This window comes from Microtetraspora sp. NBRC 13810 (genome assembly GCF_030268685.1).
Lineage (GTDB): Bacteria > Actinomycetota > Actinomycetes > Streptosporangiales > Streptosporangiaceae > BSRQ01.
The window spans coordinates 576,285-600,008 of record NZ_BSRQ01000002.1; the positions used below are offsets into that span (position 1 = coordinate 576,285).

Here is a 23,724-nt window from a genome sequence, read left to right on the forward strand (position 1 = left end):
CCGTTCAGGTGGGGCTGATCTATCACATCGCGTCCGGCGCGGACTGGGAGCGGGCCCGGCGCGAGGGCGTGTACACGACGTCCACGCGCGGCCGGTCGCTGGCGGAGGAGGGCTTCATCCACGCGAGCCGCGCCCACCAGGTGGCGGCCGTGGCCGACGCCTTCTACGCGTCCGACCGGGACCTGCTGGTGCTGGTCATCGACGAGGACCGGGTCGAACCGGAGATCAGGTACGAAGACGTGCCGGGCGGCGAGGAACCGTTCCCGCACATCTACGGTCCGCTCGACGTGACCGCCGTGCTGCGGACCGTCCCGTTCGCCCCCGGCCCCGACGGACGCTTCCGGTTCGGCGAGGCGTGACCCGGCCTCACCTCGCACCCGGCGTCACCTCCCGCACCCGGCGTCACCCACGCCGCTGATCGTGGAGTGCCCCGCCCGGCGGTCGCCGGGCGGGGCTCACCCGTGGCTCAGCGCGGGCTGCGCGGCAGGCTGGGCGGGCTCTGCCGGTTGGCCCGGTCCACGGCGGTGACGTGGTAGACCGCGTCCCGCCCGCCGTCGGGGTCGGTCCAGCTCGCGGTGCGCCCGCCGGGGACGAGGGCGACCAGGTCCCGCGCGGTGTCGGTGTCCAGCGTGCCCCGCCTGGCCACCCGGTAGACCGCGTACAGGCGGGGCGCCTCCCTGCCGGTGGCGAGCAGGCCGAGCTCCACGCCCGAGCCGGTACGGCGGGCGTGCGTGATCAGCGGGCGGCCCGCCGGGCGCTCCCCGGACAGCCGGGGCAGCACGGGCGGCAGCGCCGGGCGGGTGTAGTGGTCGGCCACCACCCGGCCGATCGAGCCGATCCGGTCCTCGCGCACGTCGTTCGCGTTGTAGAAGACGTCCCCGCCGATCTCGGGATGGGCGGCGTTGAGGGTCAGGTGCGAGGACAGCTCCCCCGGCTCGAACCACTGGGCCGGCTGTCCCGCCAGCGCGACCTTGTACGCAGCCTGCCCGATCCACAGTTGCACGCCGGTCCCGGCGGCGACACCGGCCCACCAGGGGACCAGCTTGGCGTAGTCGGCGACGGGCAGGCCGATGTTCCAGTAGAGCTGCGGCGCGATGTAGTCGAGCCAGCCCTTCCTGACCCAGCCCCGGGTGTCGGCGTGCAGGTTGTCGTAGGACTGGCTGCCGTTGGTGTCCGAGCCGAGCGGGTCGGTGCCCTTGTTCCGCCAGATGCCCGACGGGCTGATGCCCCACGCGACGTGCGGCTTGGCCCGCCGCACCCGTTGCTGCATCTCCCTGACCAGCAGGTCCACGTTGTTCCGCCGCCAGGAGGCCAGGTCGGGGAAGCCGCCGCCGTGGGCCGCGAAGGCTGCGGCGTCGTCGAAGGCCGTGGTGTTGACGGGGTAGAAGTAGTCGTCGAAGTGCAGCCCGTCCAGGTCGTACCGGAGCACCGCGTCCATCATCGCGTCCTGGACGAACCTCCGCACCTCGGGCATCCCCGGGTTGTAGTAGAGGCGGCCGCCGTAGGCGACGATCCAGTCCGGGTGCCTGCGTCCCGGGTGGTCGGGGTGCAACTGCGCCGGGTCGGCCTGCATCGAGACCCGGTAGGGGTTGAACCAGCCGTGGAAGGCGAGCCCCCGCCGGTGCGTCTCGGTGACGGCGAACTTCAGCGGGTCGTAGCCGGGATCCCGGCCCTGCGTCCCGGTGAGGTACTGCGACCACGGCTCGTACGGCGAGGGCCAGAAGGCGTCGGCGGTCGGCCGGATCTGCACGAAGACCGAGTTCAGCTTCCGCGCGACGGCGACGTCCAGCCAGGCGAGGTACTCGGCGCGCTGCTGGTCGGGGGTGAGTCCCGGCCGGGACGGCCAGTTGATGTTGGCGACGGAGGCGATCCACATGCCGCGCATCTGCCGCAGCGGCGCCGCCTCCGCGGCACCGGCGTGGGCGAGATCGGGCAGCAGCGGAACCGCCGCCGCGGCGGTGAGACCACGCAGGACGGTACGGCGGGCCAGTCTGCTGGAAACGGCCATCGTGACTCCTCGGGAGGGGGCGCAAGGGCTCTCCGGCGGAACATGACAGAAATCTCCCGACCCGTCAATGACAATGAAGAAAACCGTCATGACGAGCCGGACCGCGAGAACGGGGCGGGGTTGGCGGGTGTCGCCGAGGTAGCGGGAGCGGGTCAGGGTTTGCCGGTGTCGCCGAGGTAGTCGCTGATGGCGTGGCGGGTGGCCTGGAGGGCCTCGGCGGAGGAGGTGAAGGTGCGCTGGGCGACGCCGACGAAGACGCAGTCCACGACGAGGAGCTGACTGATCCTGCTGGCGAGCGCGCCGGGGCGGAAGACCGTCTCCCGGCCGGCGGAGATCAGCAGGTGGTCGGCGGCACCGGCCAGGGACGAGCGCGGGTTGTTGGTGATCGCGACGGTGGTGGCGCCGGAGCGGCGGGCGTTGCGCAGGGGGGCGAGCACGTCCGGCGTCTCCCCCGAGGTGCTCACCCCGACCGCGACGTCCCCCTGGCGGAGCAGGACCGAACTGGTCAGCGCCAGGTGCGCGTCGGTGAAGGCGTTGCTGGACAGGCCGATGCGCAGCAGCTTCTGCGCCATGTCCGCCGCGACCAGGCCGGACGCGCCCACGCCGTACACGTCCACCCGGCGCGCCGCCGCGATCGCGGCCACGACCACGCCGAGCCGCTCGGCGGTGAGCTGGGCCACGGTGTCCTCGATCGCCGCCGACTCGGCGCGGGACACCTTGAGGATGACCTCGGACAGCGGGTCGTCAGGTGCCAGGTCGCCGGGCACCAGCCGGTCCGCCGTACGGCCGGCGGACGCGGCGGCGAGCGCGAGCCGGAGCTGGGGGTAGCCGGCGAAGCCGAGCGCCCGCGCGGTCCGCACGATGGTCGCCTCGCTGGTGCCGGAGACCGCGCTCAGCTCGGTGATCGTGCTGCGGGCCACCATCGCGGGATCCTCGATGATCAGCCGGGCGACGGTCCTGGCCGCCGGCGTCAGCGACGGCAGCACCCCGCGCACGGTGGCCACCAGCGTCTCCACCGGCGGCCCCTCCCCCACCCGCACCGGCCCACCGGCGACGTCGGAGACGGACGGCGGCCCCTCCCCCGTGGCGGTGGGGGAGGGCGCCGGACGGGGGTGGACGGCGACGCCGTCGATCCCAGCCGATCCGTCCAGTCGCTCGCTGTCGCCCATCGCCGCTCCACGTCGTCGTTCGGGAGCCCGATGAAGACTTCCGTCATCACAGGCTCGCCGGTGAAGGCGGCTTGTGCAAGGCGGGGGTCAGCGAAGGGTGCCGTTGGTCATGCCTGCGGGCTCCTCGGGAACGGCGATCAGGCCCAGCTCGGCGGACGACGCCATCAGCGGGTGCGCGGGGACGACCCGGACCGTGTAGCCGAAGGGGCCGGTGCGGTCCAGCGGGACCGTGCCGGAGAAGGTGGCCTTGCCGTCGTCCCCGACCGGCCCCGGCTTGAGCACGGCGTGCTCGGGGGCCTCCAGCTCGTCGTGCGGCCCGACCCTGCCGTAGGCCGCCTGGACGCACACGTCGCCCGGCTCCAGGTCGCCCAGAGCGATGGTGGCCCGCAGCTCCAGCACCGCGCCGACCTCCGGCGTGTCCCCCACGCCGGACGCCTCCACGTGCTCGACCCGCACCCCCGGCCAGGCCCGGGTGACCCGCAGCTTCCAGGCGGCGAACCCCTTCGCGCCCGCGTGCCCCTCGGCGGACAGCTCCCGCGCGGCCTTCGCGGCCGGCGTGTACAGGGCGGTCACGTAGTCACGCAGCATCCGGCCGGCGAGGACCTTGGGGCCGAGCGAGGTGAGCGTGTGCTTGACCATCTCCAGCCAGCGCCGGGGCGGGCCGCCGCCCGCGCGGTCGTAGAACCGGTCGGCGACCTCGTGCTCGATGAGGTCGTAGAGGCCGGCCGCCTCCAGCTCGTCCCTGCGGTCGGCGTCGGCGACGCCGTCGGCGGTCGCGATGGCCCAGCCGTTGGTGCCGTCGTACCACTCGTCCCACCAGCCGTCGCGGATGGAGAGGTTGAGGCCGCCGTTCAGGGCCGCCTTCATGCCGCTCGTGCCGCACGCCTCCAGCGGGCGCAGCGGGTTGTTCATCCACACGTCGCAGCCCTGGACGAGGAGCTGGCCGAGGTTCATGTCGTAGTCGGGCAGGAAGACGATCCGGTGCCTGACGTCCTCGGCGTCGGCGAACTTCACGATCTGCTGGATCAGCTTCTTGCCGCCCTCGTCGGCGGGGTGGGCCTTGCCCGCGATCACGATCTGCACCGGCCGCTCCGGGTGCAGCAGCAGCTCGCGCAGCCGCTCGGGGTCCTTCAGCATGAGCGTCAGCCGCTTGTACGAGGGCACCCTGCGGGCGAAGCCGATGGTCAGCACGTCCGGGTCGAGGGCGTCGTCGATCCAGCCCAGCTCGGCGGTGGAGGCTCCCCTGTCCCGCCACGACCTGCGCAGCCGTACCCGGGCCGCGTCGACCAGCCGCCCGCGCAACCGGCCCCTGATCGCCCACAGGTCGGCGTCGGAGATCTTCTGAACGCCCTCCCAGCCCTGGCTGCGCTCGACGAGCCGAGGCAGCTCCTTGCCCGCCAGCTCCATCAGCTCGCGCCCGACCCAGGTGGGCGCGTGGACGCCGTTGGTGATGGAGCCGATCGGCACCTCCTCGATGTCGAACCCCGGCCACAGCCCCTGGAACATCTCCCTGCTGACCTCGCCGTGCAGCTCGGAGACGCCGTTCACCCGCTGGGCCAGGCGCATGCCCATGACGGCCATGTTGAAGACCGCCTTGCCGCCCTCGGCGCCGCCCGGCTCGGCGCCGAGCGTGAGGATCCGCTCCACCGGGACGGTCGGCCAGGCGTTGGCGCCGCCGAACTGGCGGGCGATCATGTCGGCGGGGAAGCGGTCGATGCCGGCCGGCACCGGGGTGTGCGTGGTGAAGACGGTGCCCGCGCGGACGGCTTCGATGGCCTCGTCGAAGGAGAGGCGGTTCTCGGTCAGCTCACGGATGCGCTCCAGGCCGAGGAAGCCGGCATGCCCCTCGTTCGTGTGGAAGACCTCGGGCTCGGGGTGCCCGGCGATCCGGCAGTAGGACCTGATCGCCCGGACGCCGCCGACGCCGAGCAGCAGTTCCTGGAGCAGCCGGTGGTCGGTGCCGCCGCCGTAGAGCCGGTCGGTGACGTCGCGGGCCGCCGTGTCGTTGTCGGCCACGTCGGAGTCGAGCAGCAGCAGCGGCACCCTGCCGACCTGGGCCACCCAGATCTGCGCGTGCAGCGCCCGCTCGTCGGGCAGGTCGATGCGGACCCGCGCGGAGGCCCCGTCGGCGTCCTTGAGCAGCGTGAGCGGCAGGCCGCCCGGGTCGAGGCTGGGGTAGTGCTCAAGCTGCCAGCCTTCGGGTGAGAGCGACTGGGTGAAGTAGCCGTGCCGGTAGAGGAGGCCGACCGCGAGGATCGGCACGCCGAGGTCGCTGGCCGCCTTGAGGTGGTCGCCGGCGAGGATGCCGAGGCCGCCGGAGTACTGGGGCAGGGCGGCGGCGATGCCGTACTCCGGGGAGAAGTAGGCGATGGCCTGCGAGGCGTCCGGCAGCGTTTGGTACCAGCGCGGCGCGGTCATGTACTCGTGCAGGTCGTCCGCGGCGTCGGCGAGTTTGCGCAGGAAGCGCCGGTCACCGGCGAGCTCGCGGAGGCGGGCGGCCTCGACCTCACCGAGAAGGGCGACGGGGTCGTGGCCGACGCGATCCCACACGACCGGATCCACCTCGGCGAAGAGGTCCAGGGTCTCGGGATGCCAGGACCAGCGCAGATTGTGGACGAGCACGCCCAGGGCGGCCAGCTCGTCGGGGAGGACGGTACGGACGGTGAACCTGCGGATTGCTCTCACGGTGCCAGACCCTAGTTACTCGGCGCCACGGGGCGCGACCGAAACTCGACTGCCAGGTGGTCAGCTTTCATCGTCTCCCCTTCACCAGCACCAAACCCTCTCAAACCGAAGATCCCCCTAAGGTTCTCGCCGCCATACCCTCGATGATGCACAGAACAGGCGCTTCTCGCACACTGAGAACAACTCGCCCGAGCAGAGAGCCGCAGACTCTTTCTTCTCCACGCATGAAGCGGGACTATTGGGGCACCTCCTTGGAGGAGCTTCCAGGTTCACACGGCTCTCCGATCAACTCGCGTGGTGGCGGCCGCCGCATGCCTCCACGGGTGCACAATCAGAGATCGTTCAGGCCTCACCATTTCCGGCGGCGCCGAGTGCGTCGTCGCTACCTTGAGACGCGATGATTGGACGAATCCCGATACAGGACATCCATCCCGTGGTCGACTGCGGCGGGCGCCCCGCCAAGGCCGCCGCGGGCGAAACCTTCGACATCGGCGCCACGGTGTTCCGCGAGGGACACGACGCGGTCGCGGCTGGGGTGGTGCTGACCGATCCCGCCGGGACGCGTCAGCCCCTGCTCCCGATGCGCGAGGAGGCGCCGGGCACCGACCGCTGGGCGGTGCCGGTCACGCTGCCGAGCGAGGGCGCGTGGCACTTCAGGATCGAGGCCTGGAGCGACCCGATCGCGACGTGGCTGCACGACGCGGACATCAAGATCCCCCGTGGTCTGGACACCGACCTGATGTGCGAGGAGGGCGCGCGGCTCTTCGAGCGCGCGGCGAAGGCCGTACGGCCGACCGAGTGCCCGCACGCCGGCCGGGCCGGCGGGCCGGGTCCCGCGGCGGCGGGCGCCAAGGGGCGGGCGCGTGACGCGAAGAGCGGCCGGTGGGCGCGCGAGGCGGTCGTCTCCGCGTGCGGGCACCGGGCCGCGTTGCAGGAGGTCGCGGCCAGGCTCAGGGACGAGAACCTCGACCCGCGGGCCCGGCTCGCGGTGGCGCAGTTGCCCGAGACGGCCGCGCTGCTGGCCGCTCATCCGCTGCGCGACCTGGTGACGAGATCCCCGCGACGGCAGATCCTCGTGCACCGGCGCAGGGCGCTGGTCGGCTCGTGGTACGAGTTCTTCCCGCGTTCCGAGGGCGCGATCGTGGACACGGTGTCAGCCCCCAAGTCCGGAAATTTCAAGACTGCGACCAGGCGGTTGCCCGCCGTCGCGGCCATGGGCTTCGACGTCGTCTACCTGCCCCCGATCCACCCCATCGGCACCAGCCACCGCAAGGGCCGGAACAACACGCTCCAGCCCGAGCCCTACGACCCGGGCTCCCCGTGGGCCATCGGGTCGGAGGACGGCGGCCACGACGCCATCCACCCCGACCTCGGCACCTTCGAGGACTTCGACGCGTTCGTCCGGCGCGCCCGCGAGCTGGGCATGGAGATCGCGCTCGACCTGGCCCTCCAGTGCTCCCCCGACCACCCCTGGGTGAAGGACCACCCCGAGTGGTTCAACATCCGGGCCGACGGGTCGATCGCGTACGCGGAGAACCCGCCGAAGAAGTACCAGGACATCTACCCGCTCAACTTCGACACCGACCCCGAGGGCATCTACACCGAGGTCAAGCGGGTCGTGCGGCTCTGGATGGACCACGGGGTGCGGATCTTCCGGGTGGACAACCCGCACACCAAGCCGGTGAGCTTCTGGGAGCGCCTGCTGGCCGACATCAACGCCACCGACCCGGACGTGATCTTCTTGTCCGAGGCGTTCACCCGCCCGGCGATGATGCGGACGCTCGCCCAGGTCGGCTTCCACCAGTCCTACACCTATTTCACCTGGAAGAACTCCCGGGAGGAGGTGGAGGAATACCTCGCGGAGCTGGCGCACGACACGTCGCATTTCCTGCGCCCGAATCTCTTCGTCAACACCCCCGACATCTTGCACGAGTACCTTCAGCAGGGCGGGGTACCGGCATTCAAGATTCGGGCGGTTCTGGCGGCGTTGATGGCTCCTTCATGGGGAGTGTACGCCGGATATGAACTCGCGGAGAATGTCCCGGTTCGCCCGGGGAGTGAAGAATACCTCGATAGCGAGAAATATCAGTACAAACCGCGAGACTGGGAGCAGGCTGAGCGAGAAGGGCGTAGCCTTGCGCCGTTCATCACGCAGCTTAATTTGTTCCGAAGAGCCCATCCCGCGCTCCAGGAATTGCGTAACCTACGGTTCCACAGCATCGACCAGCCGGACCTGATCTGTTTCTCCAAGCGCCTGCCGCCGGAGCGACCGACCGGCGCCTACGATCCCGCCTCACGACGGAACGGGCTAGGCGACGTGGTTCTGGCTGTCGTCAATCTGGATCCGCACCACACGCGTGAGGCGACCGTATCTCTCGACATGCCCGCCCTCGGGCTGGACTGGCAAGCCGAGTTCGTCGTGGACGACGAGCTGTCCGGCGAGTCCTACCGGTGGCGGCAGGCCAACTACGTTCGCCTCGACCCCCACATCCAACCTGCACATGTTTTCACGGTGCGCGCGGCACCGGCACATCCGCTGTAGCCGGTGACGTGCGCTTAGGCACAGCGACCACCGCCGGCCGGGGACCGGCCGGCGGACCGGCCACGCACGAGAGCGACGGGGAGTCCACAAGGTGAGCTCGACACCTCAGCCAGTCCCGAACACCTTCACCCACGAGAAGCCGAACGATCCTTACTGGTACAAAAGGGCCGTCTTCTATGAGGTGCTGATCCGGGGCTTCGCCGACTCCAACGGGGACGGCACCGGAGACATTCGCGGGCTTATCGGCAAGCTCGACTACCTCCAGTGGCTCGGCGTCGACTGCCTATGGCTGCTCCCGCTATACGAGTCACCGCTGCGCGACGGCGGATACGACATCTCCGACTACATGAAGATCCTGCCGGACTTCGGGGACCTCGGGGACTTCGTCAAACTGGTCGACGAGGCGCACAAGCGCGGCATGCGGGTGATCGCCGACCTGGTGATGAACCACACCAGCGACCAGCACCCGTGGTTCCAGGCGTCCCGGCACGACCCGGAAGGGCCTTTCGGCGACTTCTACGTCTGGTCCGACCACGACGACCTGTATCGGGACGCCCGGATCATTTTCGTGGACACCGAGACGTCCAACTGGACCTACGACCCGGTGCGCGGGCAGTACTACTGGCACCGGTTCTTCGCCCACCAGCCGGACCTCAACTTCGAGAATCCGGACGTGCAGGAAGCCATGATGGAGGTCCTGCGTTTCTGGCTGGACCTCGGCATCGACGGTTTCCGGCTGGACGCGGTGCCGTACCTGTTCGAGGTCGAGGGCACCAACTGCGAGAACCTGCCGGCCACGCACGCCTACCTCAAGCGGATCCGGGCGGAGATCGACCGGATCTACCCCGACCGGGTGCTGCTCGCCGAGGCCAACCAGTGGCCGAGCGACGTGGTGGAGTACTTCGGCGATCCGGTGACCGGTGGCGACGAGTGCCACATGGCCTTCCACTTCCCGCTGATGCCGCGCATCTTCATGGCGGTGCGCCGGGAGTCGCGCTATCCCATCTCGGAGATCCTGGCCCAGACCCCCAAGATCCCCGAGCACTGCCAGTGGGGCATCTTCCTGCGCAACCACGACGAGCTGACGCTTGAGATGGTGACCGACGAAGAGCGCGACTACATGTACTCCGAGTACGCCAAGGACCCGAGGATGCGGGCGAACGTCGGCATCCGGCGCCGCCTGGCCCCGCTGCTGGAGAACGACAGGAACCAGATCGAGCTGTTCACCGCCCTGCTGCTGTCGCTGCCCGGCTCGCCGGTGCTCTACTACGGCGACGAGATCGGCATGGGCGACAACATCTGGCTCGGCGACCGGGACGGCGTGCGCACCCCGATGCAGTGGACGCCCGACCGCAACGCCGGGTTCTCCGACTGCGACCCCGGCCGCCTCTACCTGCCGGTGATCATGGACCCGATCTACGGCTACCAGGCGATCAACGTCGAGGCTCAGCAGCGCAACGCCGGGTCGCTGCTGCACTGGACCAAGCGGATGATCGAGATCCGCAAGCGGCACCCCGTCTTCGGGATCGGCGCCTTCACCGAGCTGAACTCCTCCAACCCGAGCGTCCTCGCGTTCGTCAGGGAGCTGGGTGACGACCGGGTGCTGTGCGTGAACAACCTCTCCCGCTTCCCCCAGCCGGTCGAGCTCGACCTGCGCAGATTCGAGCGTGCGGTGCCGGTGGAGTGCATGGGAGGAGTTCCTTTCCCCCCAATTGGCGAACTTCCGTATCTTTTGACGCTTCCTGGGCATGGGTTCTACTGGTTCACCCTGCCGCCGGATGACACGAAGACCAAGGAGGAGTGACGACTTCCTTCCATGAATTCCTTACCGGCTGGATCGCCCGTCAGCGGTGGTTCGCCGGTAAGGGCCGTGCCATCGAAGAAGTCACCGTCGAATCGGACGTGGAGATCGGTCCCGGGCTCAACCACGTGATCATCGCGGTTCGCCAGGGCGAGGAACGCGATCTCTACCAGCTCCTCGTCGGGACACACGACGAGATGCCGCAACGTCTCACGCACGCCCGGATCGGGCCGCACACGTATGACGGCACCCACGACGCCGAACGCACCGGCGCCCTCCTCGAAGCCATGGCCGACGACCGGGACATCGGCCCGCTGCGCTTCCGGCACCTGCCGGGCGTGCGGATCGACGTCTCGCCGCGCAGCCTGGTGATCGGGGCGGAGCAGTCCAACACCTCGCTGGTGTACGGCGACGTCTACATCTGCAAGCTGTTCCGCCGGCTCACCCCCGGGCTCAACCCCGAGCTGGAGATCGTCACCGCGCTGGCCGCCCAGGGCTCGGCCAACATCGCCCGGCCCTACGGGTGGATCGAGACCGACATCGACGGCGAGAGCACCACGCTCGCGATCATGCAGGAGTTCCTGTCCGCGGCGAACGACGGCTGGGCGCTGGCGCTGACCAGCGTCCGCGACCTCTACGCCTCGATGCCGGGGGTGTCGGCCGACGAGGCGGGCGGCGACTTCGCCGCGGAGGCGTTCCGGCTCGGCACGGCCACCGCGCACGTGCACAAGGAACTGGCCGAGGCGTTCCCCACCGGCGTCGTCGAGGCGCCGGAGGTCAAACGGATGACGGAGGGCTTCCGCAGACGGCTCGACCGGGCCGTCTCGGAGGTGCCGCAACTGGCGCGGTACGCCGGGGTCGCGCACGACGCCTTCGACCGGGTCGCCGACATCGACGGCTCGGTGAACGTCCAGCGGGTGCACGGCGACTACCACCTCGGCCAGGTGATGCGCACGCCCACCGACTGGGTGGTGCTGGACTTCGAGGGCGAGCCCGGCCAGCCGCTGGCCGAGCGGCGCGGCCTGGCCTCGCCGCTGCGCGACGTGGCGGGCATGCTGCGCTCCTTCGACTACGCCGCCCGGCACATCCTCGCCGACCACCCGGACGCCGCGGCGCTGCTGCCCAGGGCCGAGGAGTGGGCCGCCCGCAACCGCGCGGCCTTCCTGGCCGGCTACTCCGAGGGCGGCGGGCGGCTGCACGGCGACGACGCGGCCCTGCTGCACGCGCTGGAGCTGAGCAAGGCGGTCTACGAGGTCGTCTACGAGGCACGCAACCGGCCCTCGTGGATCTCCATCCCGCTGTCCGCCTTCTCCTGACATCGAGTGACATCGAGTGATGTCGAGTGACATCGAGTGATGTCGAGCGACGGCCCGGAGCCTGGCGTGTCCAGGCTTCACCGTCGCGCGTCGGGGCATGTTGACGGTCCGACACGCAGAACTTTCCTGTGACGTCGGGGGAAAAGGTGGGTTGAAGCATGGCACTCGGGCAGGGTTAGGGACATGCGGGACAAGACGGAATTGGATCGGCTGGCGGGCGGCGCGCACCACGATCCCCACGCGATTCTGGGTGCCCATCTGGGCGCGGACGGGGTCACCTTCAGAACGCTCAGACCTCTCGCGGAGCGGGTGCAGGTGGTCCTCGACGGCGAGGCGCACGACATGCCGCACCTGGCGTACGGCGTGTTCGAGGTGACGCTGCCGGGCCTGGACAAGGTGCCCGACTACCGGTTGCGGGTGTCCTACCCGGACGCGGACGCGTACGAGACGGAGGATCCCTACCGGCACTGGCCCACGCTGGGCGAGGTGGACCTGCACCTCATCGGCGAAGGGCGGCATGAGCGGCTGTGGGAGGCGCTCGGCGCGCGGGTGCTGCGCCACGAGGACGTCGAGGGCACCGCCTTCGCCGTGTGGGCGCCGAACGCGCGCGGCGTCCGGGTGATCGGCGACTTCAACCACTGGGACGGCGGTGGGCACCCGATGCGCTCGCTCGGCCGGTCCGGCGTGTGGGAGCTGTTCGTGCCCGGGATCGGGGCCGGTGAACGGTACAAGTTCGCGGTGCTCGGCGTGGACGGCAGGTGGCGGGAGAAGGCCGACCCGATGGCCCGCCGTACCGAGCTCCCGCCGGCGACCGCGTCCGTGGTGGAGAGTCCCGAGCACGTCTGGGGCGACGACGCCTGGATGGACGGCCGGCCCGCCCGCGACCCGATCGACGGCCCGATGAGCGTCTACGAGGTGCACCTCGGTTCCTGGCGTCCCGGCCTGTCCTACCGTGACCTGGCGGACCAGCTCGTCGCCTACGTCAAGGAGATGGGGTTCACCCACGTGGAGTTCCTGCCGGTGGCCGAGCATCCGTTCGGCCCGTCGTGGGGCTACCAGGTGACCTCCTACTACGCGCCGACGTCGCGCTTCGGGCGGCCGGACGACTTCAGGTTCCTCGTCGACTCTCTGCACCAGGCGGGCGTCGGCGTGCTGCTCGACTGGGTTCCCGCGCACTTCCCGATGGACGAGTGGGCGCTGGCCCGCTTCGACGGCACCCCGCTCTACGAGCACGCCGACCCCACCCGCGGCGAGCACCCCGACTGGGGCACCTACGTCTTCGACTTCGGCCGCAACGAGGTGCGCAACTTCCTGGTGGCCAACGCGCTCTACTGGCTGAAGGAGTTCCACATCGACGGCCTGCGGGTGGACGCCGTCGCCTCGATGCTCTACCTGGACTACTCCCGCCGCGAGGGCGAGTGGCACCCCAACGAGCACGGCGGCCGGGAGAACCTCGACGCGGTGGCCTTCCTCCAGGAGATGAACTCCGTCGTCTACCGCGAGGCGCCCGGCATCGTCACCATCGCCGAGGAGTCCACCGCCTGGCCCGGCGTCTCCCGGCCCGTCTACCTGGGCGGCCTCGGCTTCGGCTTCAAGTGGAACATGGGCTGGATGCACGACACGCTCGCCTACCTGGCCCACGAGCCGGTGTTCCGCCAGTACCACCACCACCAGATGACGTTCTCCCTGATGTACGCCTACTCCGAGCACTTCGTGCTGCCGCTGTCGCACGACGAGGTGGTGCACGGCAAGGGCTCGCTGCTCGGCAAGATGCCCGGCGACGAGTGGCAGCGGTTCGCCGGGCTGCGCGCGCTCTATGCCTTCATGTGGGCGCACCCGGGCAAGCAGCTCCTGTTCATGGGCAGCGAGTTCGGCCAGGGGTCGGAGTGGTCGGAGGAGCGCGGGCTGGACTGGTGGGTCCTCGACTTCGACGTGCACAAGGGCGCCCAGCGCCTGGTCCGCGACCTCAACCGGCTCTACCTCGACACCCCCGCCCTGTGGCAGCAGGACGCCACCCCGGACGGCTTCCGCTGGATCGACGCCGACGACGCCTCCGGCAACGTGTTCTCCTTCCTGCGCCTCGGCGCCGACGGCTCCGCGGTGGCGTGCGTGGCCAACTTCTCCGGCGGCCCGCACGAGGACTACCACCTCGGCCTGCCGTACCCGGGGCACTGGGAGGAGATCCTGAACACCGACGCCTACGAGTACGCCGGCAGCGGGGTGGGCAACCTGGGCGGCGTCGAGGCGACCGACGAGCCGCGGCACGGCCAGCCCCATTCGGTGCGGCTGCGCGTCCCGCCGCTCGGCGCGGTGTGGCTGCGCCACGCCGGTCCGGCGCCGGACCCCCGCACGGACCTGGCCTGATCGTCTGCACTACGATTTGATCGCTCGGCCCCTCGTACGCGTCAACGCCGCGGGGGGTCGAGCCATGTACGCGCGCACTCGGCCGCGGATACCGACCGTTCACCCCGAATCGGTCTGATCACTCTTCTCTTGGGCAGAAGATCCCATCTAGACTCACATCCGGCCGTGTTGTGTCACCTCCTGTCCCCCCGGAGGACGTGTGCGACTTCGACGCCTGCTGGCGTGCTCCCTCCTGCTCGCATTGGTGCCGGTCACCCCGGCGATGGCCCAGGAACCACCCGGGCTGCGGAAGCTGGAGACGGGCCTGGCCGGGGGCGAGGCGCCCGCACGCGTGATCGTCGAGCTGAGCGACCCGTCAGTCGCCGCCCCGGTGGCCCAGGAGGCCGACGAGCTGGCCCGCACCGACGTGGTGCTGGAGCCCGAGCGGCAGCCGTTCATCGTCGTCGAGGGCACCGGCGACGACCTCACCGAGCTGGCCGCCGACCCACGCGTCGTGTCCATCCGCAGGGACCGCGCCTACACGCCGTCGCTGGAGTCCAGCGTCAAGGTGATCGGCGCGGACCGGGCGCAGGCCGAGGGCGTCACCGGGACCGGCCAGACGATCGCGGTGCTGGACACCGGGATCGACCGGGACCATCCGGCGCTGGCCGGCCGGATCGTCGCCGAGGCGTGCTTCTCCGCCACCGACGAGGAAGGGCTCCAACTGGAGTCACTGTGCCCCAACGGGCAGAGCAGCCAGATCGGCGAGGGCGCCGCGGACGCCGAGACGCCCAAGTGCCTGGACGGCACGGTCAACATGTGCGACCACGGCACGCACGTCGCGGGCATCGCCGCCGGCGCCGCCGTACCGGGGTCGCCGGGCGCCGGGGTGGCGCCCGGGGCGAACATCGTCGCCGTGCAGATCTTCAGCCGGGTCAACGACCCGGACCTGTGCGGCGCCGCGGCCTGCCTGCTCGCCTTCGACTCCACGCTGCGCCTCGCCATGGACCACGTGGCGAGCCTGGCCGCCACGCACCGGATCGCCGCGGTGAACCTCAGCCTCGGCGGCGGCCTGTCCGACGTGGCGTGCGACGACGCCGAGGAGGCGCAGGACCTCAAGCCCGGCATCGACGCGCTGCTCGCCCAGGGCGTGGCCACCGTGGTCGCCGCGGGGAACGAGTTCTTCGACGGCACGGCGTACCCCGCCTGCATCTCCACCGCGGTGGCCGTGGGCGCGACCGACGACGACGACACCATCGCCCCCTTCTCCAACTCCGGCCCGCTGCTCGACCTCTTCGCACCGGGCGTGAACATCGACTCGGCGATCCCCGACGACGCCTACACCGGCTACAGCGGGACCTCGATGGCGGCCCCGCACGTCGCGGGCGCGCTGGCGCTGCTCAAGCAGAAGTTCCCGGACCGGCCGGTGCAGGAACTGATCGACCTGCTCAAGTCCTCCGGCCGGCAGATCCACTACGGGGCCGCGGTCACGCCGCGCGTCGACGTCTACGCCGCGCTCACCGGGGGCGCCCCGGCTCCGCCGGTGACCCAGCCCCCGCCGGCGAACCCCGACGAGCCGGGTGACCAGGGCGCCGGCGGGGACGACCGGGAGACCGGCGAGCCGCCGGTGCCGTCGCCGACCACCGAACCCGTGCCGTCCCCGCCGCCTGCCGAGCCGCCCGCGCCGGTGGTCCCGCTGCCGGCCGTGACCGTCACGGTCACGGTGACCGTCACCCCGACGCCCCCGGCGCCCACGACCGCGCCGCAGGTGTGCACCCGCGGCACCGCCAAGAAGGGCCTGACCGCCGCCCGGTGGGCGAGCGAGATGGGCACCGGGAAGGGCACGCTGACCGACAGGACGCTCGGCTGCTACCTGAGCCTGGTGAAGAAGGCCAGCGACGTCTTCCCCGAGGTCGCCAAGCTGTCCACGCCCGCCTCCGCCGCCAGGATCCTCGCCGCCAAGGCGCGGGCGACGTCGAAGGCGCCGGTCCGGACGAGCCGGGCGGCGCTGGACCGCGAGCTGCTGGCGGCCTGGCTCAACTGGGCGCACGGCGCGCGCAACATCACCGCGAAGGTGAACGGCTCCGCCACCCTGAAGGCCGTGCTCGCCACGGCGGAGGGCCAGCGGCTGGGCACCCGCACGAACAGCGCCCAGTACACCCGATCCGCCGTCCTGCTCCAAACACGAGTCAACAAATAGTTGACCACACGCGCAGAAAGTGTCGCTTAGGGTGGGTTCATGGATGCGACCAAGGCGATCACGGACACGGTTGACCGGTTCCGCCAGCGGCGCACGGCGCCGCTGGTCCTTGAGCTCGACCTCACAGAAGGGCTCACCGAAGGCCCACCCGGCGACCCGCTCACCGCGGTCCTGTCCATGCGCAAGGCCCGCCTGAGCGACGTGCTCGGCGGGCTCAAGCGAGCCCGGCAGGATCCCCGGGTCAAGGGGCTGATCGTCAAGATCGGCGGCCAGCCGCTCGGCTTCGGCACCGTGCAGGAGCTGCGCGCGGCCGTGGCCAGGCTCAGGGCCGCGGGCAAGCTGACGGTCGCGTTCGCCGAGTCGTTCGGCGAGTTCGGCGCGGGCACGGTGCCTTACTACCTGGCCAGTGCCTTCGACCGGGTCTACCTCCAGCCCTCGGGCGACCTCGGCCTGACCGGCGTCGCGCTGGAGCAGCGGTTCGTCCGCGGCGCGCTCGGCAAGCTCGGCGTCGAATACCAGGTGGGCCAGCGGCACGAGTACAAGACGGCCGCCAACATGTTCACCCAGGACCACATGACCGAGCCGCACCGGGAGTCCATCGCCCGGATCGCCGAGTCGGTGACCGAGCAGATCGTCGCCGGCGTCGCCGAAGCCCGCAGGCTCGACCCGGGCAAGGTGCGCGAGCTGATCGACCGCGGCCCGTTCATCGGCGCGGAGGCCGTCGAGGCCGGTCTGGTGGACAGGCTCGCCTACCGCGACGAGGTGTACTCCGAGGTCCACCGGGCGGCCGGCGAGGACAGCCAGTTGCTCTTCGTCACCCGTTACGCCAAGACCGCGCTGGCCAGGAAGCTGCCGAGGCCGGCGGAGCCCGTGGTGGCACTGGTGCACGGCTCCGGCCCGATCCGGCTCGGCCGCAGCGGGCGCAGCCCGCTCGGCGGCGGCCACTCGATGGGCTCCGACTCGATCTGCGCCGCGCTGCGCGCCGCCCGCCGCGACGAGCACGTCAAGGCGATCGTCTTCCGGGTGGACAGCCCCGGCGGGTCCTACGTCGCCTCCGACGCGATCTGGCGCGAGGTGGTGCTGACCCGCAAGACCGGCAAGCCCGTGGTGATCTCGATGGGCGACCTGGCCGCCTCCGGCGGTTACTTCGTCTCGATGGCCGCCGACGTGATCGTGGCCCAGCCGGGCACGCTGACCGGTTCGATCGGAGTGCTGGGCGGCAAGCCGGTGCTCGGCGGCCTGCTCGACCGGGTCGGCGTGGCCATCGAGTCGGTCGCCGAAGGCGCCAACGCCGGCATGTTCTCCACCAGCAGCGGGTTCTCCGAAGCGCAGTGGGAGCGGGTCAACGCCTGGCTGGACCGGATCTACGACGACTTCGTGGGCAAGGTCGCCCAGGGCCGCGGGCTCGACCGCGACCGCGCGCACGAGCTGGCCCGCGGCCGGGTGTGGACCGGCTCCGACGCCCGGGAAGGCGGCCTGGTCGACGAGCTCGGCGGCCTGGAGGACGCGCTGGCCCTGGCCCGCGGCAAGGCCGGCCTCGCGCCGGACGCCACGGTCCGCGTCTACCCGAAGCTCAACCCGCTGGAGCGGCTGCGCCCGCCGGAGTCCAGCGAGGACCGCGCCGCCGCGCTCGCCCGGGTACGGCTGTCCGCCTGGGGCCCGCTCGCCGGCATCGCCACCGAGCTGGGCCTCCCGCCGTACGGCCCGCTCCTCCTCCCCGGGACCTGGACCATTCGCTGACGGGTGACCGCCCGGCTAGCTCATGGCGAGCAGGTCACGCACGGCCTGGTCGATGAAGGCGACGTCCACGGGGTTGCCTCCGCCGCCCGTCAGGTGTCCCCAGATGCCGGGGATCACGCGTACCTCCCCCTGCGGGATGTGCCGGGAGGCTCGCACCTCGTCCTCCGGCGGGAAGTACAGATCCTTCTCCGCCGGCAGGGCGAGGACCCTGGCCTTGATGGCGCCGAGGGCGCGTCCGATGTCGCCGTCCGCTCCCGGCGTGGTCGCGACGTCCGCGTCCTGCCACGTCCTGAGCATCGCGAGCAGGTCGTTGGCGTCGTATCCGGTGAAGTTGGTCTCCCAGAAGCCGGTCAGGAACTCCTCCAGCGAGGAGAACCCGAGCTGCCGGTAGGTCTCCTCCCGGTAGAAGGCCTGCGAGAACCCCCACCCCGCGTACACCCGCGCGAACGCCCGGATTCCCGCCAGCGGCTGCTCGCGGTAACGGCCGCCGTCGTAGGCGGCGTCGAGGGTGAGGGTCGCGCGCAGGCTCTCGATGAAGACCTGGTTGTGCGGCGACGTACTCGACGCCCCGCAGAACGGCAGCGCCCGCGCGACCATCTCGGGATGGCTGACCGCCCACTGGAAGGTCTGCAGGGCGCCCATCGAGCAGCCGAGCACGAGCGCCAGCCGTTCGATGCCGAAGTGCTCGGTGACCAGGCGGTGCTGGGCCCGTACGTTGTCGCGGATCGTGGTCTGCGGGAAGTCGGCGCCGCCGTGGGGCGCCGGGGTGTTGGACGGTGAGGAGGACACGCCGTTGCCGAAGAGGTTCGGCACGATGACGAAGTACTCGCCCGGGTCGAGTGCCTTGTCCGGGCCGATCAGCCATTCGTGGGACGTGTGGTCTCCGGCGAACCAGGTGGGGAAGAGGACGGCGTTCGTCCGGGACTCGTTCAGCTCGCCGTGGGTGCGGTAGGCCAGCCGGGCCGGGTCGAGCACGGCGCCGCCGTCCAGCTCGAAGGCGGGCAGGTCGAAGATGTCGAACACGGGTTTCTCCAGGGGATGTACGGAGTCGGGGGTCAGGGGAGCTGGAAGCCGGGGAGCAGGTCGAGCAGGGGGATGACGGTCGCGGTGCACACGGCCATGGTCGCGGTGTAGGCCACCATGGGCTGGACGTCGTCCGGCAGCCGCCGGGCCAGCGCCGCCGCGAGCGGAGGGGCGAGGGCCGCGCCGAGTACGGCTCCGGCCACGATCGAGGGCAGCGTGCCGCCGAAGGCAAGGACCGTGGCCGGTGCGACGGACACGATCGGCACGAACGTCGGGTACCACCCCCTGGACGCCCACCGCCTGCCCCACATCACCATCCCGCAGGCCGCCGTGAGAACCTGCGCGGCCAGCAGGTGGGGCAGCAGCCCGCTGCCGTAGGCCGGTCCGGCGGGATTGAGCATGAAGTGCAGCACGCTGCCCAGCAGCAGACCGGCTCCCGCCCACTCGTTGCCGTAGAAGTGGGCCTCGGTGAAGTCCGCCAGGATGCGGCGCGGTACCCAGGAGGCCCCGTACCGCGCGGGCGGCGGCGCCACCGCCGCCGGTCGCGGCGGCGGCATCCACGGCAGCCTCCGGCACGCCCAGAACGCGGCGAGCCCGCCGGCGGACATGGCGAGGGTGCTGCCCACGACGGTCGACACGCCCAGCGGCACGCACACCGCGTTGACCAGCACCAGGGCGAGAGGCGTGACCAGGGTCGCGCCCAGCGCCGCGCCGGTCGCCGCGACGCGCCAGCCCGCGCCGTAGATGATCACGATGGCCGGCGGGACGGACACCATCGGCACGAACGTCGGCTGCCAGCCGCCGATCACCGTGAGCGTCCAGCCCCACAGCAGGTTGCTCGCCACCAGGCCGAGACCGGCGGCGACCAGTACCCACGGCCAGCGCACGCCGCTGCCGCAGGCCAGCGCGAAGCCCTGCCAGCGCCGGCCACGACGGCGCGCGTCGTACGCGAACGCAGCCCCGGCGATCATCAGCAGGCCGCCGAGCGCGGACTTGGCCAGGGTCGCCTCGGTGGTGTCGCCGAGAATCCAGTAGGCGTACCACGTCGGATCGGTGTATCCCAGGCCCCAGGAGGCGTAGTCGGGCACGATCCCCGGCAGCGCGGGACGCGCCTCCGCCAGCCACACGGCGAGTCCCGCCGCAAGGGCGGCGACCGTGGCGGCGGCTCCCAGGCGGCGCGCGCCGAGAGCGTCGGCTGCCGCTGTGACGGTTCCCATCAGCGTGGCGCCGCCCGGCCCAGCGTGTAGCCGAGCATGGGGTCGTACAGATCGGTGCGCCGATCGCGGATCAGGTCGTTGAGCTGGTTCCACACCGGCGCGCTGCGCGCGGCGACGATGTCGATGTCGGCCGTCAGGATGGTCTCCTCCTCGGCGCCCGCCACCCGGCCGATGGGCCAGCCGTTGGTGCCGGCGATGAGCGAGCAGCCGAGGAAGCGCGCGCCGCGGTCGGTGCCGACCCGGTTGGCCGCGGCGATGAACACGTTGTTCACATGGGCGGCGGTCATGGTCAGGTAGGAGGCCATGCACCTGCCGGTCTCGTCGAAGATCGGGGGCGGGGTCCACACCCAGTTGTTGACGCTGCAGATGATGTCCGCGCCCTGCTGGGCCAGGAGCCTGGGCACCTCGGGGAACCAGATGTCCCAGCAGATCAGCAGGCCGATCCGGCCGATCGGGGTCTCGAACACCGGGAAGCCGAGATCACCCGGCGTGAACCACAGCTTCTCCCTGTTCCACAGGTGGGCCTTGCGGTAGTGGCCGACGTACCCCTCCGGGCCGACGAGGACGGCGGTGTCGTAGAGCCGCACGCCGTCACGCTCGGCCAGGCCGCCGACCAGGTGCACGCCGTGCTCGCGGGCGAAGGACTCCCACGCCTTCACCGTCTGCCCGCCGGGGACGTCCTCGGCATGGCGGTATGCCTCGGCGCGGTCGCGGAAGCTGTATCCGGTGGTGGACAACTCGGGCAGGACGATGAGGGTCGCCCCGTCCGCCGCGGCACGCCCGGCGAGCGCGAGCGCGCGTTCGGCGTTGGCCGCGCGATTGTCCAGGCCCACCTGAGGATCGAACTGGACCACCGCCACCCTGGCCGGGCTGACTGGGGGGTCCGCTGGAGGCGATGTGTCAGTCATCTTCGTGGTTCCTTCCGTTACCCAAACGTTTGGGCCAAACGTTTGGGTTAGCATGTACTCCGTGCCGGGACGGCGTCAAGACGTCGTACGGTGTCATCTGCCCCATCTCTCTGCGAAAGCGAGGCGTTCGTGGCGGATTCCAAGGCGCGCCAGGTGACCCTGCGTTTCATCGCCGACGAGCTCGGCCTGCACGTCTCCACGGTGTCCAGGGTCCTCAACGGGCGGGCCGACGACGGCGCGCGGGCGGCCTCCGGCGACACGGCCACCCGCGTCCGGCGACTGGCGGAAGAGCTGGGATACCAGCCGGACCCGCACGGCAGCGGTCTGCGCACGGGCCGCAGCAAGCTCATCGGCGTCCTCGTGCCACGGCTGTCCGACCTCGTCCTCGCGATGATCTACGAGGGCATCGACGAGGCCGCGGGCGAGCTCGGGCTCGCCACGATCACCGCCAACAGCCGCGACGACGAGGAGACCCGGCGGCTGCGCACCAGGATGCTGCTCGCCCGGCGGGTGGAAGGGCTGATCTTCGGTGACGCCAGCCTGGACAGCGGCTTCCTGGACCGCCTGGCCGCGGACGGCACGAAGTTCGTGCTGGTCAACCGGCGGGCGGGCGACCATCCCGCGGTGACCGCCGACGACCGGCTCGGCGGCCGGCTGGCGGCGGAGCACCTGCTCGCGCTCGGCCACGTCGACGCCGCCGTCATCGCGGGCGAGCCCTACGCCAGCACCGGCGTCGACCGCACCGCGGGCTTCGTCGGCCTTTACCGGGAGCGCGGCCTGCCCGCGCCGCGGGTGCTGCACTCCCCCTTCGACACCGCGGGCGGCCGGGCCGCCGCCGAGACGCTGCTCGCGGACGCCGACCGGCCGACGGCGATCTTCGCGGTGAACGACTTCGCCGCCATCGGCGCCATGGGCGCGGCTCGCGACCACGACCTGACCGTGGGCAGGGACATCGCGATCATGGGCTACAACGACACGCCGCTGGCCGCCGAGTTGCCGCTGCCGTTGACCAGCGTGGCCGTGCCCGTGCGCGAGATCGGACGCAGGGCGCTGGTCCTGCTGTCCCGCCTCCTGGCCGGCGACGAGATCGAGTCCGAGCGCCTGGCCCCCACACTGACCGCCCGCGCCTCCACCGGCGCGGACACGTGAGCACGTCCCAGGGCTGACGACACGGGTGGCCCGGGTGACACGCTTGCCCGGCCCTCCGATCTCCCGCACAATCCTGCTCCAGTGAAAAAGATATGCAGAAAGAGGGACGCGCGAGCGGTACGGGCCCGGCGATCCTTCCGGCATGAACATCGTTGCGTCGCTCGTCATCGGCGCGGTCACCGTCGTCACCCCGGTCACGGCCATGCCGCTGTCGTGGCAGGACTGCGGAGACGGTCTGCAATGCGCGCAGATCCAGGTGCCGGCCGACTGGACCCGCGGATCGGGACCGAAGGCCGAGATCGGTCTCGCCAAGCTGCCCGCTCAGGATCAGGCCCGCAAGAAGGGCGTGGTACTGGTCAACACGGGTGGGCCTGGCGAGCAGATCACGCTTCTCCGCCAAGGGACGGAATACTTTACAGATCTGACTAAATGGTTCGACGTGGTGATTTTCGACCCGAGGGGGTTCGGCAGGTCCACGGCGATCAACTGCCCTATACCCGCGCCCTTCGCCACCGAATGGGTGTTTCCGGGTAAGCCAGCCTACGATGCCTACACTGCGAAGAATCGCACGTTCGGGGAGGCGTGCGCCAAGGAGGCGGGCAAGCTGTCGGGAAACCTCAACTCCTGGCAGATCGCGCACGACATGGAGGCGATCAGAAAGGCCCTCGGTCAGGCCAAGCTGACCTACTTGGGCAACTCGCACGGCACCGTGCTCGGGCAGGCCTACGCCGAGCTGTTCCCCCGCAAGGTCGGCCGGATGTACCTCGACAGCGTCTTCGACCACACCACCCCCGACCTCCGCGCCTGGCTCCAGCCGCGGGCCAAGGCCCTGGAGAGCAACTTCAAACGCTTCGCCGCCTGGTGTCAGAGCACCGCGACCTGCGCGCTGCACGGCAAGGATCCGGTGGCCGTCTGGGACGAGGTGACGGCCAAGGCCCGCCGCGAGCCCATCCCCGCCCCCGGAGCCGGTCCCGGGGTGCGCATCAGCGACACCCAGATAGCCTCCCGTGCCGACTTCACCCACGAGGCCACCTGGGAGCGCCTGGCCGCCGGGCTCGAACGAGCGCAGGCCGGTGACGCCTCGTTCTTCGCCAAGGTGGAGGGGGCTCCGGACCCCAGCCTGTCACGCGTCATCCTCTGCGCCGATATGCCCTACCCCGGCTACCACAAGCTCAAGGAGCTGGAGACCGCACTGCGCCGCGATACGCCCCGCATCGGCTGGCGCGCGGTGTGGCCGATGGCCAACCACTGCGCGGGCCTGCCGCCGACCAGGACGTACGCGCCCCACCCCATCAAGGCGCCGGGCCTGCCGCCCGTGCTCATCGCCAACGGCGAGTACGACGACAACACTCCGGCCGGTGACGGCCGCCGGCTGGCGGCCGCGCTTCCCGGCGCCCGCTACCTGAAGGCTGTCGGAGGGCATGCCCTCTACTTCTCCGGCCACCCGTGCGTACGCCGGCACGTGCACCGCTACCTGACGACGGGCGAGATGCCGCCGCCCGGAGCGGCCTGCGGCCCGGCCCCGTCCTGACCCGATACCGGAAGCGGCGTGGCGTGCATGACCGGACAGCAGCAAAATCGACAGCCTCGGAGACCCGTTCGGCGGGACAGGATGGTACGGAA

15 protein-coding genes are annotated in these 23,724 nt (G+C 71.0%); 9 read left to right on the forward strand and 6 right to left on the reverse strand.

The features are described 5' to 3' along the window. Positions 1 to 8 precede the first annotated feature (8 nt). Positions 9 to 359: a DUF952 domain-containing protein gene (locus QSK26_RS06390; RefSeq protein ID WP_285774024.1), complete on the forward strand. Its 351-nt coding sequence runs from the start codon at positions 9 to 11 to the stop codon at positions 357 to 359. A 107-nt stretch (positions 360 to 466) separates the two neighbouring features. Here QSK26_RS06390 and QSK26_RS06395 read toward each other — a convergent pair whose 3' ends face one another. The 3 genes from QSK26_RS06395 to glgP form a co-directional block, all read right to left on the reverse strand. Then, positions 467 to 2,008, reverse strand: coding sequence for a glycoside hydrolase family 10-like protein (locus QSK26_RS06395; protein ID WP_285774025.1), 1,542 nt, complete (start codon positions 2,006 to 2,008; stop codon positions 467 to 469). A gap of 152 nt (positions 2,009 to 2,160) precedes the next feature. Next, positions 2,161 to 3,177 (reverse strand): MurR/RpiR family transcriptional regulator, encoded by a 1,017-nt coding sequence (locus QSK26_RS06400; protein WP_285774026.1) that lies wholly within the window; start codon positions 3,175 to 3,177, stop codon positions 2,161 to 2,163. Between the two features lie 87 nt (positions 3,178 to 3,264). Further along, positions 3,265 to 5,862, reverse strand: a complete 2,598-nt coding sequence (glgP, locus tag QSK26_RS06405; protein ID WP_285774027.1) for an alpha-glucan family phosphorylase — start codon at positions 5,860 to 5,862, stop codon at positions 3,265 to 3,267. A gap of 397 nt (positions 5,863 to 6,259) precedes the next feature. On the opposite strand from glgP, the gene QSK26_RS06410 reads away from it, so the two are divergent. The 6 genes from QSK26_RS06410 to QSK26_RS06435 all read left to right on the forward strand — a co-directional run bounded on the left by QSK26_RS06410 (position 6,260) and on the right by QSK26_RS06435 (position 17,804). Then, positions 6,260 to 8,404: an alpha-1,4-glucan--maltose-1-phosphate maltosyltransferase gene (locus QSK26_RS06410; protein ID WP_285774028.1), complete on the forward strand. Its 2,145-nt coding sequence runs from the start codon at positions 6,260 to 6,262 to the stop codon at positions 8,402 to 8,404. A 91-nt stretch (positions 8,405 to 8,495) separates the two neighbouring features. Further along, positions 8,496 to 10,208: a maltose alpha-D-glucosyltransferase gene (gene treS / locus QSK26_RS06415; protein WP_285774029.1), complete on the forward strand. Its 1,713-nt coding sequence runs from the start codon at positions 8,496 to 8,498 to the stop codon at positions 10,206 to 10,208. Further along, positions 10,205 to 11,521 carry a maltokinase N-terminal cap-like domain-containing protein gene (locus QSK26_RS06420; RefSeq protein ID WP_285774030.1) on the forward strand — a complete coding sequence of 439 codons (1,317 nt, stop codon included), beginning with the start codon at positions 10,205 to 10,207 and terminating at the stop codon, positions 11,519 to 11,521. The genes treS and QSK26_RS06420 overlap by 4 nt, the downstream gene beginning before the upstream one ends. Before the next feature lie 183 nt (positions 11,522 to 11,704). After that, positions 11,705 to 13,885: a 1,4-alpha-glucan branching protein GlgB gene (glgB, locus tag QSK26_RS06425; RefSeq protein ID WP_285774031.1), complete on the forward strand. Its 2,181-nt coding sequence runs from the start codon at positions 11,705 to 11,707 to the stop codon at positions 13,883 to 13,885. Between the two features lie 199 nt (positions 13,886 to 14,084). Beyond that, positions 14,085 to 16,064: a S8 family peptidase gene (locus QSK26_RS06430; RefSeq protein WP_285774032.1), complete on the forward strand. Its 1,980-nt coding sequence runs from the start codon at positions 14,085 to 14,087 to the stop codon at positions 16,062 to 16,064. A 39-nt stretch (positions 16,065 to 16,103) separates the two neighbouring features. Then, positions 16,104 to 17,804, forward strand: coding sequence for a S49 family peptidase (locus QSK26_RS06435; RefSeq protein ID WP_285774033.1), 1,701 nt, complete (start codon positions 16,104 to 16,106; stop codon positions 17,802 to 17,804). 15 nt (positions 17,805 to 17,819) lie between these two features. Here the strand turns inward: QSK26_RS06435 and QSK26_RS06440 are convergent, their stop codons facing one another. From QSK26_RS06440 to QSK26_RS06450, 3 genes are read right to left on the reverse strand one after another with little or no spacing between them, the layout of a single operon-like run. Further along, a complete protein-coding gene (locus QSK26_RS06440) occupies positions 17,820 to 18,827 on the reverse strand; it encodes an alpha/beta fold hydrolase (RefSeq protein ID WP_285774034.1) in 1,008 nt (335 codons plus the stop codon). 32 nt (positions 18,828 to 18,859) lie between these two features. Then, the gene (locus QSK26_RS06445; protein WP_285774035.1) at positions 18,860 to 20,044 is read right to left on the reverse strand and encodes a hypothetical protein; all 1,185 of its coding nucleotides are present in this window, start codon (positions 20,042 to 20,044) and stop codon (positions 18,860 to 18,862) included. Then, positions 20,044 to 20,952, reverse strand: coding sequence for a nitrilase family protein (locus QSK26_RS06450; protein ID WP_285774036.1), 909 nt, complete (start codon positions 20,950 to 20,952; stop codon positions 20,044 to 20,046). The genes QSK26_RS06445 and QSK26_RS06450 overlap by 1 nt, the downstream gene beginning before the upstream one ends. Positions 20,953 to 21,105: 153 nt before the next feature. Here QSK26_RS06450 and QSK26_RS06455 point away from each other — a divergent pair, with 153 nt between their 5' ends. Both QSK26_RS06455 and QSK26_RS06460 read left to right on the forward strand, forming a co-directional pair. Beyond that, positions 21,106 to 22,101 (forward strand): LacI family DNA-binding transcriptional regulator, encoded by a 996-nt coding sequence (locus QSK26_RS06455; RefSeq protein ID WP_285774037.1) that lies wholly within the window; start codon positions 21,106 to 21,108, stop codon positions 22,099 to 22,101. A 142-nt stretch (positions 22,102 to 22,243) separates the two neighbouring features. Further along, positions 22,244 to 23,632: an alpha/beta hydrolase gene (locus tag QSK26_RS06460; RefSeq protein WP_285774038.1), complete on the forward strand. Its 1,389-nt coding sequence runs from the start codon at positions 22,244 to 22,246 to the stop codon at positions 23,630 to 23,632. The last annotated feature ends 92 nt before the right edge of the window (positions 23,633 to 23,724 follow it).

Coding starts and splice junctions, on each gene's coding strand:
- QSK26_RS06395 (WP_285774025.1), bottom strand. CDS start 2,008: ATGGCCGTTTCCAGCAGACTGGCCCGCCGTACCGTCCTGCGTGGTCTC.
- QSK26_RS06400 (WP_285774026.1), bottom strand. CDS start 3,177: ATGGGCGACAGCGAGCGACTGGACGGATCGGCTGGGATCGACGGCGTC.
- QSK26_RS06410 (WP_285774028.1), top strand. CDS start 6,260: ATGATTGGACGAATCCCGATACAGGACATCCATCCCGTGGTCGACTGC.
- glgB (WP_285774031.1), top strand. CDS start 11,705: ATGCGGGACAAGACGGAATTGGATCGGCTGGCGGGCGGCGCGCACCAC.
- QSK26_RS06435 (WP_285774033.1), top strand. CDS start 16,104: ATGGATGCGACCAAGGCGATCACGGACACGGTTGACCGGTTCCGCCAG.
- QSK26_RS06445 (WP_285774035.1), bottom strand. CDS start 20,044: ATGGGAACCGTCACAGCGGCAGCCGACGCTCTCGGCGCGCGCCGCCTG.
- QSK26_RS06450 (WP_285774036.1), bottom strand. CDS start 20,952: ATGACTGACACATCGCCTCCAGCGGACCCCCCAGTCAGCCCGGCCAGG.
- QSK26_RS06460 (WP_285774038.1), top strand. CDS start 22,244: ATGAACATCGTTGCGTCGCTCGTCATCGGCGCGGTCACCGTCGTCACC.